The following is a 14802-nucleotide window of genomic DNA, read 5'->3' as shown; positions in this document are numbered from 1 at the left end:
TTGCCTGCCTGGGGCGATCATGCAGTTGTCGGCATGTGTCCAGGCAGGTAGATGGCAAGCCTTCCACGAAGACCTGCCTGCCAGAAACAACGGCTTAGTCGCCGATTGTTTGTGCCTGGCGGGTAAGGCTGTGCAGCAGGCCGGTTTCGACCTGTTGCTGCTCGGCAGTCAGCACGTCCACGCCCTGGCGATACTGTTGCTCGTTGATCGCGACGCGACGCAGCTTGCCTTGAGCATCCATTGGGCTTTCAGGCATGACGCTGGCCACGGCGCGGAGCACAGAACTGTCCAGGGATGGCACCGGGTCGGCGGTTTCATCCAGGCAGAAGTACAGGTAGTCCAGGCCTGGCCGCCAAAAGTCGGTAATCAGGCTGAACTGTGCTGCATGCTCTCGCTTGAGGTACTCAACCCAGCCTGGTTGCTGGCTCAGCCATTGTTCCCGAGCGGTGGCATCTGCGTCTTGAACAAGCACCGCAGCTTTCACCCTGTCGATGATGGCCTGGTTGAGCCGGGCGGTGTTTCGATACAGCATGCCTCGGCTCGGCTCGGGGTAGTCCAGCGCGGTGGCCAGGGACTGGCGCAAGGCCAGGCGCAGCTCGATATCGTCCACCAGCCCCGTTTCCAGGTAAAGGTCGGGAAAGGCAGCGGGGTCGTCGAGCGCATCGTATGAGGGGAGGTCTTCATCGAACACATCATCGAGCAGCGCCTGTTTGCGCAATGACCTTTTCCAGCTGATGCGGTCGGCCAGTTGATTGACCAGATCACGTCGATACAACTTGCGATACAGGTTCAACATATCGGTTGCTCGGTTACCGGCAAGGCCTGCAGCTTGGTGGGCCAGCACTTCTATCTCCAGGGCACTGAAAGCGTCGGCACCTGCATCGCCACAGGTTGGGGGGAAGTCGCCGGCCACCGTGGCGAGGCGTTCACGCAGCAGGGTGTCCTGGGCCGCGTTCTCCAGCAAGCCCCAGACGCGCTCCCTCAGCGCTGCGCCATCGCGTCGCGCTTCAGCCGACCGGGCAAGGCGTTCCAGCACCCCTAGCAGCGCCGCATTTTCACCTTGGTCAAACAGATCGCCCCACAGCTGCTCTTCGGCGCTGCTCGCCTCGCCACGGAAAATACCTTGCCACGGCGGCACGTCCTCTGCGTGTTCGAACACGTTGACGCCACTATTACCCAGGCGTGAGCGTGTCCGGGCTTCCAGGGTGTTGTAGTTGAATAGCCAGCGGCGCTCTGGCAAGCGCGCCGCGACATCGCGGGCGAAGGGAGTACGCAGCACACCCGGCAGGTCTGGCAGCGTACGAATGCGGTTGGAGGAGAGGTTTACATAGCGCAGCTGGTACTGGGGCTGGCTCATGAGGATGGTCAAGCTGTCGGGCCACTGCTGCAGTTCGCAACGCTCAAGGTCCAGGTGGCTGAGGCGCGCCATGAAGCGCAGGTCGGGCGCCAGCTGTAATGGGTTGGCGGGCATGTGCAGCACCTTGGGGTGGACCATGTCCCGAAAATGGGCAGCGAGGGTTTCATCGAGTGTGATTTGATTGTGGCCCAGGCCGAGTGCATCCAGGGGTAAGCGCGTCAGGAAACGCAAACTGGCGTCATCGAGCCGCAGCCGGTTACGGCTGAGGCCCAGTACCCTCAGATTGGACATCGACCCGATAGCCTGCTGCGCGGTGGGTGAAAGGGTGGTCAAGCCATTGCCTGCCAGCCCCAGTTCGCGCAGCCGTGGCGCAGACTTGAGCGCCTGGAACAATCTTTCGGCGTCCATCTCTGGGTTACCGATGATTTCCAGGACTTCCAGGTTGGGGAAGTTCGACAAAAAGCCGCTCTCAAGGCGTCGCATTTGCAACCCATCAAGCGTCAGTTGCCGGATATGCGGCATGCGTGCAGTGAACGTTGGCAGCGCCTCCAGTTGCATGCGCTCCAGCACAAGTGCTGCGCGTTGCGCGCCACCTTCACGGCGGGAAGCACTCAGCAGTCGCTCGGTGCATTGCTGGCGATCGAAGCGTTCTTCAAGGGTGGGCGAGGTGCTTACCCAGCGGTTGAGGTCACGGTTGAGGGTGCGCTGCTCGATTTCCAGCTGGCTTATGGCGCTGCCCAGGTCGCCCCCATGGGCAAGTTCAGTTTGCAATGCACTGAGTTGCTGGCTGCTGAGCTCGGGGTAGAGCACCCTGAGTCGGCGCACGGCTGGCAAGGTACGCCCTTGCAGACCTCGACCACTCAGGGGGTACCCCCGCTGGCCGTTGGCCAATCGCAAGGGGGAACGGAACCTCGGCCTGATGGGCTGCTGGCCGAGCAGTGAAGCGCAGTGCTGGCGATCGCCAAGGGCAATTTGCAGCAACCGGGCCGAATCAGCCTGTGGGTGCTCGGCCTGCAGGGCCTGTAGCAGGCGCTGGCTGTCGTCGTTAGCCAGGCTGGGCCTGAAGATGCCGAGGATGGCGCGGTCAAGTCGCGCCCGGGCTTGCAGAAAGCGTGCTTCTTCGGCAATACGAAGCGGCACCCGTGGGTGTGTGAGGCGTTCCCGTTCGGCGTTGCTGATGCTGGCCAGCAATGCTTCAAGCGCGCTGTCCGGCAGCCCGGGAAACTGCCGGGCGAGGTGGAGAGCGGTTGCGGGCAGGATGGGGCGGCGACTTTGTTGCAAGCTGCTGAACAGCGCCCCGCGATGTTGCTCCAAGTGTTGTGCGAGCTTGTTGCTCAGTGTGCGAGCCCGGTGCTCGGGCGGCGTGTCACCGAGCAACTGTAGCGTGGCGTCTTCATCCATTTGAGCCAACACGGTCTGGCTCAACTGGCCATTGTCCAGGTCGGTACGGGTCACTCCGATTTCTACCTCACCTGCCGTGGGAGGAGGGCCGTAGCGCACGGATTCGCCCAAGGGTTCTGGCCCTTGGTAAGCCTTGAGCACATACGCCTCAGGCCACCCCGGCAGGCGCAGCAGCTCCGGTAAGGCAAAGTTCTTGTACGCAGCCAGCGGCAGCCCATCGCGCACGTGGGTGATGATCTGCTGTGCCTGGTTGTCCAGTTGCAGGCGTTGCAAGGTGTCGATCAACAAGGCAGGTGGGCGCAGGCCTGCTGCCTGGGAGCGGCGCAACACATCTTCATCCGTACCGGTACTGCGCAGGGCGTTGTCCAGTTCTGTAGCATCCAGGCCTGCGCCATAGCCGCCGAGGCGGCGCATGAGTGTTTCGCGGTCCCATTCCAGTGGCTGTTCGTGGGCCAGTCGCCAGCGGGCGTTACCTTGGTGCAGCAAGTGTGGGGCGTAGGCCTGGGCATCATCGGGATGGCGCACGCGCCATTGTTGCTCAGCGTCCTGAAACACTTCGTACAGCGTCCCATCCACCTTCAGGTAGGTCTTGTCATCGACGTGCACATGGCCGAGCAAATCGGGGTGAGTCCCCTCAGGGATGGCCGCGGTGTTCGCATAGGCCTTCATGTCGGGGTGCCAAAGCACTTCCGTATCCTGGTGCCACACGCTCGTCAGCGCATCGACGAAGCCTGACGCCTGGACGATTCTGGCGCCGGCAGCAAAGCCGGTAATCACCGCTGCATTGATGGCCAGCGACTCCAGTTGCGCCAGTGCTTGCCGGGTATCACCTTCTTCCCAGGCCTCAAAGCCGGTGAAAACAGCGCTCATCAGATCGTAGGCGAAAACGCCGAGCATGACCGTGTTCAACCCGGGCACGAAAAACGCGGCGACGTTCAGTACATTCATCCCCAACTCGAACCATTGCTTGAGGCGCTCGTTGCGGGCTTTGGCGTCGACCTCGGCGGTAGGCACAGCAATGGTTTTTGCGTCGGCCTTCATGCGCGCAAGGTGCGCGCTGTACAAGGTCGGCCAAGGGTCGGTTCTGGTTGGTGAGGGAATGAAGTGCAGTACGGGCCTGTTTCGGGGTTTGCGCGCACCTGTTTCATCGTGTTCGAACAGTGCATTTTCCAGCTTTTCGACCAGTTCTTTTTGTTTTTGCTTGTACGCGAATTGCACAAAGGCCTGGCGAAAACGGCTTTGCAGTAGCCGGCTACGCAGGTGCCTGCCCGCTTCCTGGCGTGAGCCAAACTCCCTTACCGGGTGTTCGCTGTCACCGGGTATATACAGCATGCAGGGGTTTTTCCGGTCAGGATTGTCTGGCCCGATAAACAGGATTTCGTGGATCGGGACATCGAACAGGCTGAAGTTCCAGCAGTGCAATGGCTGTTTTTCATAGGTAGGGTCGGGCTTGCCGTCGCACAGTTGCATGAGCGCATCGAACCCGTGGCTGCCCAGCAGGCCTTTGAGCCTTGCAATCAGTGCCTGGACCCTCAGGGCCTCGCGGCTTGCCGCTATCGACAGGCGCCGGATTCCGGCGCCATTGACGCCCTCATGGGTTGCAAGCAGATGGTCTTGGTAGCGTTTGCCAAGGTCCAGCGCCCGGCAATGCTTGACGAACTCCGGCATCGTCAGGCCAGGCAGGGGCGTATCGCTGCCAGCGGCGCTGGTGAGCCTGCTGTAGGCACCAACTTCGCCAAGGCCCTCGAAATTGTGCAGGGCAGCCTCCAGCAAGCTGCGTGTTTGCGGCTCGCCCACGGGGCGGGTAGCGAGCACATTCATCTCAAGGTCAGGGACCAAGGGTGTTTCTACATCGGGAACGCCGGTCCAGATGTTGGTAGCTGGTTCAAAGGGCTGGAAGACATATTGCGCCCTGTCTACGGGCACACTCAGGTTCAAGCGCTCGGTCAGCAGGGGGGTGCAGAACGCGATGATGTCCTTGAAACCCACAAGCGCCTTGTTGAGTTGGGCCAGAGACTTGTCTCGCGTTTCGATGGCGCTGCGTAACTGTTCACGCGCTGACGCCTCAGCAGCGGCATACCACGCGTACGGGCTGCCATCTTCTGCCAGATAATCCTTGCGCAGGCTTTGCAGCACTTTCTGCACATGCGCGGGATGAAGCGCCTTGCTCCATTTTGGCAGTGTGCGGGTTATCTGGCTTTGGTGTAACGGTGTGGGGTTTGTCATGGTGGCGATCTCTTGCGCAGGGCGTGATAGTCCACGCTCGTCGAGGTGCGGTGGTGCGGTAGATAGTTGTCGGCTACGGTCGGTCCTGCGCATGCGTGGGTCGGTGAGGGGCTAGCGGCGAGGGGGGATGTGCGAGAGGGTGAGGCAGGCCAAGACGCAGGCAGCCAAGGAGAATTGCAATGCGTTCGCTGTGCAGTCCGAAAGATCACCTGCTCGACCTCGATGGTATTGAAATAGCGGTGCGCACCTGGGGCGCCGAAGACGGTATCCCCGTTCTGGCCTTGCATGGCTGGCTGGATAACGCTGCCTCGTTCGAACGCCTGGCACCGATGCTGGACGGTTGCTTCGTGGTGGCCCCCGACCTGGTCGGCCATGGCCGTTCGGACCATCGCCGCCGCGACAGTGGCTACTACCTGTGGGAGCATGCCGAAGACATGCTGGCGGTGACCGACAGCCTGGGCCTGGCGCAATTCCATGTGCTGGCCCATGGCATGGGCACCGGTGTGGCGTCGCTGCTGGCGGCCATGACCAGTGGCATTGCCAGCATGACCTTCCTCGACGGCATGGGGGCACCGTTCACGGTGGCAGAGGATGACCGCGTGCAGCACCTGGCGCGAGCCTACCGGCTCAAACGCATGGTCCAGCGCAGCCAGCTGCCGGGCTTTGCCGAGCCGGACGTCGGCCGCTTCGACGACCTGGACACCGCCTTGGCGCAACGCCGCGAGCGCCTTGACACCGAACTGTCGGAAGGTGCCGCACGGCTGCTGGCGTTGCGCGACCTGCTGCAACTGGGCGATGGCTATTGCTGGCGCCATGACCCGCGGCTGGTGCTGCCCGAACCCATGCCGCTGACCGAGCGCGACGCATGCGACCTGCTCAACCAGATCCGCTGCCCGTTGTACCTGCTGTTCGGCCGCCAGGGGGCATTCACCGGCGAGGCCTTTACCCGGCGTCAGGCAGCCTTGCCCAGCCATGCCAAGGTGTCCTGGCACCCGGGCGGGCACCACTTCCACCTGGATGCCCCGGACCGGGCGCTGGTCGACCAACTGCTGCGTATCCTGGCGCACCATGAAGGGGGTGTGCTGCAACGCTTGGTAAACGAGTAGCTGGTGCTGTTCACACCGGGCGAAGCTGGGCTATGGTGGCGGAGGTATTCGCACCCACGGCACAAGGAGCCCGGCATGCGACCATTCGCTATCAAGCAAATCGACCATCTTGTTCTGCGGGTCAGCGACCTGCCGCGCAGTGTTGCGTTCTACACCGAACTGCTCGGCTGCCAGGTCAGCCGCGTGCGCGAAGACCTGGGCATGGTGCACCTGGCCACGGGCACGGCAATGATCGACCTGGTGACCCTGGATGGCCCGCTCGGGCTGCCAGGCGGAGCGGCACCTGGGGCGCAAGGGCGCAACCTGCACCATTTCTGCCTGCGTATCGAGCCGTTCGACGAGGCCGCATTGACCGCCTACCTGGAAGCCGCCGGGGTAAAAGTGGAACCGGCAGAAAAGCGTTATGGCGCCGAAGGCGAGGGGCTTTCGCTGTACTGCTACGACCCGGATGGCAACCAGGTCGAGTTGAAGGGGCCGATCGCGCAGGGGGTATGAGCGACCTGCACATTCGTGCACCTCGGCGTAGTGTGGTGCCAGTGGATATCCCGCCAAACCCGATTATGCTTCATTTACCTTGCTGCGATCCGAGGCGGCCCGCCTCGTCGTGCTTCGCGCAACCAAAGCAAGCCCCAGGGCCTGGGTGCGACGGTGAAGTGGTTGTGAGGTGCTCCGGCCTGTATGACGACCTGACGGAGGCAACCCATGGCGGTTATCGACAGCGCATCCACGGGCAGTAGCGCGCCCCAACGCGGTATCACCAAGGAGGAGCGCAAGGTCATCTTCGCTTCATCCCTGGGCACGGTGTTCGAATGGTACGACTTCTACCTGTACGGCTCCCTCGCCGCGATCATCGCCAAGCACTTCTTTGCCGGCGTCAATGAAACCACCTCGTTCATCTTCGCCTTGCTGGCCTTTGCCGCCGGCTTTGCCGTGCGGCCGTTCGGCGCCATCGTGTTCGGCCGCCTGGGCGACATGATCGGACGCAAGCACACCTTCCTCATCACCATCGTCATCATGGGCCTGTCTACCGCATTGGTGGGCCTGCTACCCAGCTACGCCTCGATCGGCGTCGCTGCGCCGATCATCCTGATTACCCTGCGCATGTTGCAAGGGCTGGCCCTGGGTGGCGAGTATGGCGGCGCGGCTACCTACGTGGCTGAACATGCACCCAAGGGCCGGCGCGGCTTCTTCACCGCCTGGATCCAGACCACCGCGACCTTGGGGCTGTTCCTGTCGCTGCTGGTGATCATGACCTGCCGCACCGTGATGGGTACAGAGGTGTTCGAGGCCTGGGGCTGGCGGGTGCCGTTCCTGCTGTCGATCCTGCTGTTGGCGATTTCGGTGTACATCCGCATGCAGCTCAACGAGTCGCCGGTGTTCATGAAGATGAAGGCCGAAGGCAAGGCATCCAAGGCGCCGCTGACCGAGTCGTTCGCCCGCTGGGACAACCTCAAGGTGGTGATCATGTCGCTGCTGGGCGGCACTGCCGGGCAGGCAGTGGTGTGGTACACCGGGCAGTTCTATGCGCTGTTCTTCCTGTTGCAGACGCTCAAGATCGAGCCGCAGACGGCCAACCTGCTGATTGCCGGCTCGTTGCTGATCGGCACGCCATTCTTCATCTTCTTCGGCAGCCTGTCTGACCGCATTGGCCGCAAGAAGATCATCATGGCCGGCTGCATCATCGCTGCGCTGACCTATTTCCCGATCTTCAAGGCGTTGACCGAGTACGGCAACCCGGATGTGTTCGTTGCCCAGGAGCAGAACCCGGTGGTGGTGGTGGCTGACCCTGGCCAGTGCGCGTTCCAGTTCGACCCGGTGGGCAAGGCCAAATTCACCAGCTCCTGCGACATTGCCAAGAGCCTGCTGGCCAAGCGCGCCATCCCCTATACCAACCAGGCGGCCGAACCTGGCAGCGTGGCGCAGATTCGTATCGGTGAGCGGGTACTGCCAAGCTTTGAAGGCAGCAGCATGGCCGCAGCGGACTTCAAAGTGCGGAGCGAGGCGTTTACCGCCACCATGAGTGGTGCATTGAAAGAAGCCGGCTACCCGGAAAAGGCCGACCCGGCGAAGATCCACTACCCGATGGTGCTGTTGTTGCTGACCATCCTGGTGATCTACGTGACCATGGTCTACGGCCCTATTGCCGCCTGGCTGGTGGAGCTGTTCCCTGCGCGTATCCGCTACACCTCGATGTCGCTGCCTTACCACATCGGTAATGGCTGGTTCGGCGGCTTCCTGCCGACGGTGGCGTTTGCCATGGTGGCGGCGACCGGGGATATCTATTACGGCTTGTGGTACCCCATCGTGGTTGCGGTGATGACGGCGGTGCTGGGGATCTTCTTCCTGCCGGAAACGAAGGACCGGGATATCAACTGAGACTGATGGTGCAGCTGTGCTGGCCTCTTCGCGGGCTCGCCCGCTCCCACAGATACAACACAGATTTCACGGCTTGTGTTGTACCTGTGGGAGCGGGCGAGCCCGCGAAGAGGCCGGCACAGGCCATGAATCAATCGAAGTAGCCGCGCAGGCCAAAGGCATACCCGGTATCCACATCCGCAGCTTCACCCCGGCTCCAGCGCTTCTTCAACACGAACTCGAACGCCGGCTCGTACAACCCGTCGCGCACCAGCGCCCCCGCCAGCACCTCCACGTCATACCAGCCATTGTCCAGCTCGATGATCGGCCGCCCCGGCACCTGGTAGCGGGCAATCAGGTCACCCAGCGTCTTGGGCGTGAAGTGCTGCAGGATGCGCCAGGTGTACAGCATCAGCGCCCCGTGCTCGACCTTCAGCACATAGCCATTGCGCCGGTGCTTCAGGCGGCTGCCGGCTTCGCGCAGGGCCGGGGTATGGCCATCGAGGGTAAACAGGATGCGGTAGGGCAGGTTGTCGACCCCGGCCAGCGGCAGGACGATGCCTTCGCGCACCGCCTTGTCACCGCTGTCGCCGTGGGTGAAGGTGTAGGCCAGGTCGTCCGGTAGCTCATGCTCCTGCTTGAAGCGTTCAAGCAGCTGGATATCGCCCAGCAGAAAGTAATCGACCAGGTCGTTGAGCACTTCGCTGAATTCGTGGCGCATCTGTTTTCCTTATTGGTGCGCGTTGGGGTGGGGCTGTCAGTGTTTCTGGGCGATCTGGATCAGGTTGCCACAGGTGTCATCGAACACGGCCACGGTGACGGGGCCCAGGTCGGTGGGCGGCTGGGTGAACTGCACGCCCGCCGCGCAGAGACGGGTGTATTCGGCCTGGATATCGCGCACGCCAAACGAGGTGGCAGGGATGCCATCCTGCTTGAGCGCGGCCTTGTACACCTTGGACGCCGGGTGCGCGTCGGGCTCCAGCAACAGCTCGACGCCGTTGGGATCGTTGGGGGAGGTCAGCGTCAGCCAGCGGTGCCGGCCCATGGGGATGTCGTGCCTGGGTTCGAAACCGAGTACGTAGTGGTAGAAGGCCAGGGCCTTGGCCTGGTCGTCGACGAGAATGCTGGTGACCACGATCTTCATAGGCGCACTCCGTATTGCTGGGGCCGTTGGGTATCAGTAAAGACGTTCGGGTGTATTTGGCCAGCAGCTCTTCCCAGACTCAGGCCATCGCGCTACAAAAAAACTGCTCAAGCCATAGGTAAATCCTTCATCACCCGGCCCCCGTCCGCCAGCGAGCGGGGTTAAAGTGTCAGGCATGTTCCCAGCGCGCCCAGACCGGCGTCAAAGAGGTGCCCGTGGCTGCCTATACCTTGCGACAACTCAAGTACTTCGTCACCACCGTGGAGGCCGGCAGCGTTGCCGAGGCCTCGCGCCAGCTGTACATCGCCCAGCCGTCCATTTCCACGGCCATCAAGAGCCTGGAAGAAAGCTTCGGCGTGCAGCTGTTCATTCGCCACCATGCCCAGGGCGTGTCGCTGACGCCCAGCGGCAAGCGCTTCTACGCCAAGACCCGTTCGCTGCTGCAGATGGCCCACGAATTCGAGCAGAACGCCCTGGCTGACAACGACACCGTGGCAGGGCAGATTGACATCGGCTGTTTCGAAACCGTGGCACCGCTGTATCTGCCGCGCCTGATCGCCGCTTTTCGCCAGCGTTACCCGGGCGTGGATATCCGCCTGCGCGACGGCGAACAGCAGGAACTGATCCAGGGCCTGACGGCCGGAACGTTCGACCTGGCGTTTCTCTACGACCATGACCTGGACGGCACCATCGAAGCTGAGCCGCTGATGCCGCCGCAAAAGCCTTACGTGCTGCTGCCGGAAAACCACCGCTTTGCCGGCCAGGCCCAGGTATCGCTGCGCGACCTGTGCCCGGAGCCGATGATCCTGCTGGACGTTGCCCCCAGCCGCACCTACTTCGTCAGCCTGTTCAACGAGATGGGCCTGACGCCGAACATCGTCTTCAGCTCGCCGTCGATCGAGATGGTGCGCGGCATGGTCGGGCAGGGCTTCGGTTTTTCGCTGCTGGTGACCCGACCGCATTCGGAATACACCTACGACGGCCAGCGCCTGGCCCTGCTGGATATCGCCGAGCCGGTGGCGCTGTCGGGGCTGGCGGCAGCGTGGTTGAAGCGGGTGCAACTGACCAAACCTGCACAGCTGTTCGTCGAGTTCTGTCGAGAAGAGCTGGCCAAGTTCTGAAGCTGGCACGCCATGCTGTACGATCCAGGCGCATGGCGTGCCCGCTGATCAAGGGTTGACCTGATAGCCGCGCCCTTGCAGGCAACCGCTGTAGGCACTGGCATGGGCCTGGGTTTTAGCCTGGTCCTGGCTGCGCCGATCCTGTCGCCGGTCCTGGCGCTGGCGCATGCCGCCGACTGCCGCACCGGCGGCGGCCGTTTCGCCGGCACGGTTCTGCCGGTATTGCTGTTTGGCATCGTCACTGGCCCGGTCATACAGCTCGTCGTGCTGGTTGCCGCGCACCTGCGCGCCCACTGCACCCGCGGCGGCACCTGCTGCCGCCCCACGCACCCGGCCACCGACGTGGGCTTCGCTGGACGTCGCGGTGCTGTTCGCGGCGTTGGTAGCGACGGTGTTGCAATCGTTGATGTCCAGTTGCATCTGCTGGCTGCTCTGGCCCTTGAGCGGCACGACCGACTGCGCCTGGGCTGCCGATGCGGCACACACCAGCACCAGCAGGTAACTCCACGTGAACGTACGCATGGCACACCTCCACCGGGCAGAAAGCCCGTTTCACAGGATAGTCCGTCATCGGTTGGGGATGGCGGATTTGCCTGCATGGTCTACACCGGATATCAGAGTTCGCCATTGCATGTGACCCTCACGTCGGGCTACCCGTGGACACGCCATGACCCAGCCCCAAGATCTGATCATCTGTGAGTACTGCGACACGGTGTACCAGCGTGCGCCTTTGCTCAAGCACCAGCGTGCCCTTTGCCAGCGCTGTGGCGGCGTGCTGTACCGGCACACGTCACTGACCATCGAGCAGCGGCTGGCCCTGAGTGTGACCGGCGGCATCCTGCTGGTGTTCGCCAACGCCTACCCGGTGATGACCATCGGCATGCAGGGGCTCACCCACTCGGCGACGTTGTGGGATGCGGTGCAGATCCTCAGCCATGGCAGCATCACCTTCATCGCCCTGGTCATGGCGCTGTCGATCATCTTTGCGCCGCTGCTGCAGATTGCCCTGTTGTGCTGGGTGTTGAGTTTTGCCCTGGCCGGCCAGCGTGCCCCCGGTTTTGCCCTGTGCATGCGCGGCCTGGAGAGCCTGCGGCCGTGGAGCATGCTGGAGGTGTGCCTGCTGGGCGCCATGGTGGCAGTGATCAAGCTGGCCGGGCTGCTCGATGTGATCCCCGGCATCGGCCTGCTGGCCCTGGCCGCGCTGAGCATGCTGATCATCCATATCGCCGGCAAGGACATTCGCGACTTGTGGGTGCAGGTATGAATTGCCCGGCCAACGCCGACGAGCTGGGCCTGTGCCTGTGCCATGGCTGCGGCCAGGCCTGTGACCTGAGCAGCGGCGCGCACAGGTGCATCCGCTGCGGCGCCGCCATCCACCGGCGCAAGGCCAATGCCATCGCGCGGGGCTGGGCGTTTCTGCTGGCGGCGCTGGTGTTCTACATCCCTGCCAACCTGCTGCCGGTGATGCACACCGAAATGCTTGGCAGTGGCAGTGACAGCACCATTGGTGGTGGTGTGCTGGAGTTCTGGGAGGCCGGCGCCTGGGACATCGCGCTGATCATCTTCATTGCCAGCGTGGGGGTGCCTGCCATCAAGTTCTTCTCGCTCGGCCTGCTGCTGTTCACCGTCCAGCAGCGTTCCACCTGGGCCTGCCGGCAACGCTCGCAGCTGTACCGCTTCGTCGAGCTGATCGGCTACTGGTCGATGCTCGATGTCATGGTGGTGGCGCTGGTCGCGGCGCTGGTGCAGTTGCGCGGGCTGGGCACCATCGAGCCGCGGGTGGGCATCCTGTTCTTTGGCATGGTGGTGGTACTGACCATGTTTTCTGCGATGAGCTTCGATCCACGCCTGATCTGGGATAGCCATGCCAACGAGGGGAGGCCGCACTGATGGGGCAACAGACTGACGAGCGCGAGGGCGCAGGCCAGGTTGAGGTACGCACCCGGCGCTGGAGTGTGTCGCTGGTGTGGATCGTGCCGATCCTGGCGATCCTGATTGGCGCTTCACTGGTGGTGCGCAACTGGATGCAGCAGGGCCCGGTCATTGCCATTTCCTTCCACTCGGGGGAGGGGCTGGTGGCGGGCAAGACCCAGGTCAAGTACCGCAGCGTGGTGATTGGCGAAGTCACGACGGTGGACCTGGCCGACGACAAGAAAAGCGTGGTCGCCAAGGTGCAGTTGTCCGACGATGCCCGCGCGTTCGCCACCGAAGGCGCGCGCTTCTGGGTGGTGCGCCCGCGCATTGGTGTGGGCGGGATTTCCGGGGTGGATACCTTGCTGTCGGGCAGTTTCATCGGGGCCGATTCCGGCGAATCGAAAGCACCGGAAAAGTCCTTTGTCGGCCTGGAACTGCCGCCGCCGATTACCTTCGACGAAAAGGGCAAGCGTTTTTTCCTCACCGCCAGCGACCTGGGCTCGCTGGATGTCGGCTCGTCGATCTACTACCGCAAGATCCCGGTGGGTGAGGTGGTGTCCTTTGCCCTGCAGGACGATGGCAAGGGGGTGGAGATTGGCGTGTTCGTACAGGCCCCCTACGACAGTTTCGTCACCGCTGATAGCCGCTTCTGGAATGCCAGTGGTGTCGACATGCAGATTGGCGCCAACGGCCTGAAGGTCGATACCGAATCGCTGTCATCGATCCTGGTGGGCGGGCTGGCCTTTGGCTCGCCCGATTTTGCCCCGCAGGCCGAGCCTGCTGCCGATCAGGCCCGCTTCCAGCTGTTTGCCGACCGAGACTCTGCGTTGGCCCCGCCCAATGGCCAGGCGCAATACCTGCAGCTGCGCTTCGACCAGGCCATGCGCGGCCTGTCGGTGGGTGCGCCGGTGGAATTCAAGGGCGTGGAGTTTGGCCGGGTCACCTCGATCAAACTTGACTACGACGCCGAGCGGCAGTCGTTCCCGGTGGTGGTCGATGCGGTGATCTACCCGCAGCGGCTGGGGCCGGTGCATCGCAAGATGCTGGCGGTGTTCAAGCACACCGAGGGCGACATGGATGGGGCGCGGCAGCTGATCGGCACCTTCGTCGAGCACGGGCTGCGGGCCCAGGCGCGTAGCGGCAACCTGATCACCGGGCAGATGTTCATCTCCCTGGACTTCTACCCGGATGCCCCCAAGGTGGCCTTCGACATGGCCGCCAACCCCATCACCATCCCCACCTTGCCGGGCAGCCTGGAGCAGTTGCAGGAGCAACTGCAGCGGGTGGTCGAGCGCATTGCCAAGCTGCCGCTGGAAAGCATCGCCAGCAACCTGGACGGCAGCCTGCGTGAGCTGCGCGCCAGCCTCAAGCAATTCAATGGCCAGACGCTGCCGGATGTGAAGGTAGCGCTGGACGAAGTGCACAAAACCCTGCGCACGGCCAATTCGGCCATTTCCGAGGACTCGCCACAGCGCGAGCGGATGGGCGAAACACTGGACGAACTGGAGCGCATGTCGCGTTCGCTGCGTGACCTTGCCGACTACCTGGGCCGGCACCCCGAGTCGCTTATTCGTGGGCGGCCAAAAGCGGCCGGGGCCGCAGAGCTTGAACCCTGAGGAGACAGCCGATGCAACGACTGCGCAATGCGTGTGTGGCCAGCCTGCTGGTGTGGCTCGGGGGCTGCAGCAGTACGCCGAACAACTACCACACGCTGGTGCCGAACGAGCCGATGCGTGACAGCGGCCAGCACATCCAGGTGACCCGGGTAGTCGTGCCGCCCCAGGTGGACCGCCCGCAACTGGTGGTGCGCCAAGGGCAAAGTGGCCTGGCCATTCTTGAGACCGAATGGTGGGGTGCCAACCTGGTAGATGAGTTTCGCAGCGCCTTGCAGGACCAGTTGGGAGGGCCGGCGGGTGGCGCCAAGGCGGCACTGCGGGTGGACGTACAGCGCTTCGATACGGTGCCGGGGCGCTATGCCTCGCTGGAAGCCGTGTGGCGCCTGAAGCTGGTGGGGCAGGCTGAGCTGACCTGCCGCACCTCGGTGCAGACTGCGGCTGACAACAGCATCACCAGCCTGGTGAATGCGCACCAGGCCAACCTGCGCAAGCTGGCCGAGGCGGTAAGGGGCAGTGCCGGTCGCGGTAGCTGCTCGCCCTCTGCCTGAAGGCCTGTCGACCT

General features: G+C 63.2%; 12 protein-coding genes. 8 read left to right on the top strand and 4 right to left on the bottom strand.

Annotation, left to right across the window (positions count from 1 at the left end; all coding sequences use genetic code 11):
* Positions 1–94: 94 nt before the first annotated feature.
* Positions 95–4984 carry an NEL-type E3 ubiquitin ligase domain-containing protein gene (locus AK81_RS03205; RefSeq protein WP_343226774.1) on the bottom strand — a complete coding sequence of 1630 codons (4890 nt, stop codon included), beginning with the start codon at positions 4982–4984 and terminating at the stop codon, positions 95–97.
* A gap of 179 nt (positions 4985–5163) precedes the next feature.
* Here AK81_RS03205 and AK81_RS03200 point away from each other — a divergent pair, with 179 nt between their 5' ends.
* From AK81_RS03200 to AK81_RS03190, 3 genes are all read left to right on the top strand, one after another.
* The gene (locus AK81_RS03200; protein ID WP_016500352.1) at positions 5164–6090 is read left to right on the top strand and encodes an alpha/beta fold hydrolase; all 927 of its coding nucleotides are present in this window, start codon (positions 5164–5166) and stop codon (positions 6088–6090) included.
* Between the two features lie 75 nt (positions 6091–6165).
* Positions 6166–6585, top strand: a complete 420-nt coding sequence (locus AK81_RS03195) for a VOC family protein (protein WP_043196718.1) — start codon at positions 6166–6168, stop codon at positions 6583–6585.
* Between the two features lie 207 nt (positions 6586–6792).
* Positions 6793–8466 (top strand): MFS transporter, encoded by a 1674-nt coding sequence (locus tag AK81_RS03190; protein ID WP_043196716.1) that lies wholly within the window; start codon positions 6793–6795, stop codon positions 8464–8466.
* 130 nt (positions 8467–8596) lie between these two features.
* On the opposite strand, the gene AK81_RS03185 is transcribed toward AK81_RS03190, so the two are convergent.
* Entirely contained in the window at positions 8597–9166 is a 570-nt protein-coding gene (locus AK81_RS03185) for a hypothetical protein (protein WP_043196715.1), read from the bottom strand.
* 36 nt (positions 9167–9202) lie between these two features.
* Positions 9203–9589 (bottom strand): VOC family protein, encoded by a 387-nt coding sequence (locus AK81_RS03180; protein ID WP_043196714.1) that lies wholly within the window; start codon positions 9587–9589, stop codon positions 9203–9205.
* 215 nt (positions 9590–9804) lie between these two features.
* Between AK81_RS03180 and AK81_RS03175 the strand changes: the two genes are divergently transcribed.
* Positions 9805–10710, top strand: coding sequence for a LysR family transcriptional regulator (locus AK81_RS03175; RefSeq protein ID WP_016500346.1), 906 nt, complete (start codon positions 9805–9807; stop codon positions 10708–10710).
* A 48-nt stretch (positions 10711–10758) separates the two neighbouring features.
* Here AK81_RS03175 and AK81_RS03170 read toward each other — a convergent pair whose 3' ends face one another.
* Positions 10759–11232, bottom strand: coding sequence for a YMGG-like glycine zipper-containing protein (locus AK81_RS03170; protein ID WP_043196713.1), 474 nt, complete (start codon positions 11230–11232; stop codon positions 10759–10761).
* 145 nt (positions 11233–11377) lie between these two features.
* Between AK81_RS03170 and AK81_RS03165 the strand changes: the two genes are divergently transcribed.
* From AK81_RS03165 to AK81_RS03150, 4 genes are read left to right on the top strand one after another with little or no spacing between them, the layout of a single operon-like run.
* Positions 11378–11974, top strand: coding sequence for a paraquat-inducible protein A (locus AK81_RS03165; RefSeq protein WP_043196712.1), 597 nt, complete (start codon positions 11378–11380; stop codon positions 11972–11974).
* Entirely contained in the window at positions 11971–12600 is a 630-nt protein-coding gene (locus tag AK81_RS03160; RefSeq protein WP_043196710.1) for a paraquat-inducible protein A, read from the top strand. Before AK81_RS03165 ends, AK81_RS03160 begins: the two co-directional genes overlap by 4 nt.
* Positions 12600–14240, top strand: coding sequence for an intermembrane transport protein PqiB (locus AK81_RS03155; protein ID WP_043196709.1), 1641 nt, complete (start codon positions 12600–12602; stop codon positions 14238–14240). Before AK81_RS03160 ends, AK81_RS03155 begins: the two co-directional genes overlap by 1 nt.
* 11 nt (positions 14241–14251) lie before the next feature.
* The gene (locus AK81_RS03150; protein ID WP_043196708.1) at positions 14252–14788 is read left to right on the top strand and encodes a PqiC family protein; all 537 of its coding nucleotides are present in this window, start codon (positions 14252–14254) and stop codon (positions 14786–14788) included.
* Positions 14789–14802: the final 14 nt, after the last annotated feature.

The organism is Pseudomonas putida W15Oct28 (assembly GCF_000708715.2).
GTDB lineage: Bacteria > Pseudomonadota > Gammaproteobacteria > Pseudomonadales > Pseudomonadaceae > Aquipseudomonas > Aquipseudomonas putida_R.
The sequence above is the reverse complement of the archived record's forward strand: the minus strand, read 5'-3'. Positions and strand labels throughout refer to the sequence as shown.

What these genes read in the sequence shown, in the direction of transcription:
- AK81_RS03190 (WP_043196716.1), top strand. Translation starts at nt 6,793, where the DNA reads ATGGCGGTTATCGACAGCGCATCCACGGGCAGTAGCGCGCCCCAACGC.
- AK81_RS03185 (WP_043196715.1), bottom strand. Translation starts at nt 9,166, where the DNA reads ATGCGCCACGAATTCAGCGAAGTGCTCAACGACCTGGTCGATTACTTT.
- AK81_RS03165 (WP_043196712.1), top strand. Translation starts at nt 11,378, where the DNA reads ATGACCCAGCCCCAAGATCTGATCATCTGTGAGTACTGCGACACGGTG.
- AK81_RS03150 (WP_043196708.1), top strand. Translation starts at nt 14,252, where the DNA reads ATGCAACGACTGCGCAATGCGTGTGTGGCCAGCCTGCTGGTGTGGCTC.
- AK81_RS03180 (WP_043196714.1), bottom strand. Translation starts at nt 9,589, where the DNA reads ATGAAGATCGTGGTCACCAGCATTCTCGTCGACGACCAGGCCAAGGCC.
- AK81_RS03195 (WP_043196718.1), top strand. Translation starts at nt 6,166, where the DNA reads ATGCGACCATTCGCTATCAAGCAAATCGACCATCTTGTTCTGCGGGTC.
- AK81_RS03170 (WP_043196713.1), bottom strand. Translation starts at nt 11,232, where the DNA reads ATGCGTACGTTCACGTGGAGTTACCTGCTGGTGCTGGTGTGTGCCGCA.
- AK81_RS03160 (WP_043196710.1), top strand. Translation starts at nt 11,971, where the DNA reads ATGAATTGCCCGGCCAACGCCGACGAGCTGGGCCTGTGCCTGTGCCAT.
- AK81_RS03200 (WP_016500352.1), top strand. Translation starts at nt 5,164, where the DNA reads ATGCGTTCGCTGTGCAGTCCGAAAGATCACCTGCTCGACCTCGATGGT.
- AK81_RS03205 (WP_343226774.1), bottom strand. Translation starts at nt 4,984, where the DNA reads ATGACAAACCCCACACCGTTACACCAAAGCCAGATAACCCGCACACTG.
- AK81_RS03155 (WP_043196709.1), top strand. Translation starts at nt 12,600, where the DNA reads ATGGGGCAACAGACTGACGAGCGCGAGGGCGCAGGCCAGGTTGAGGTA.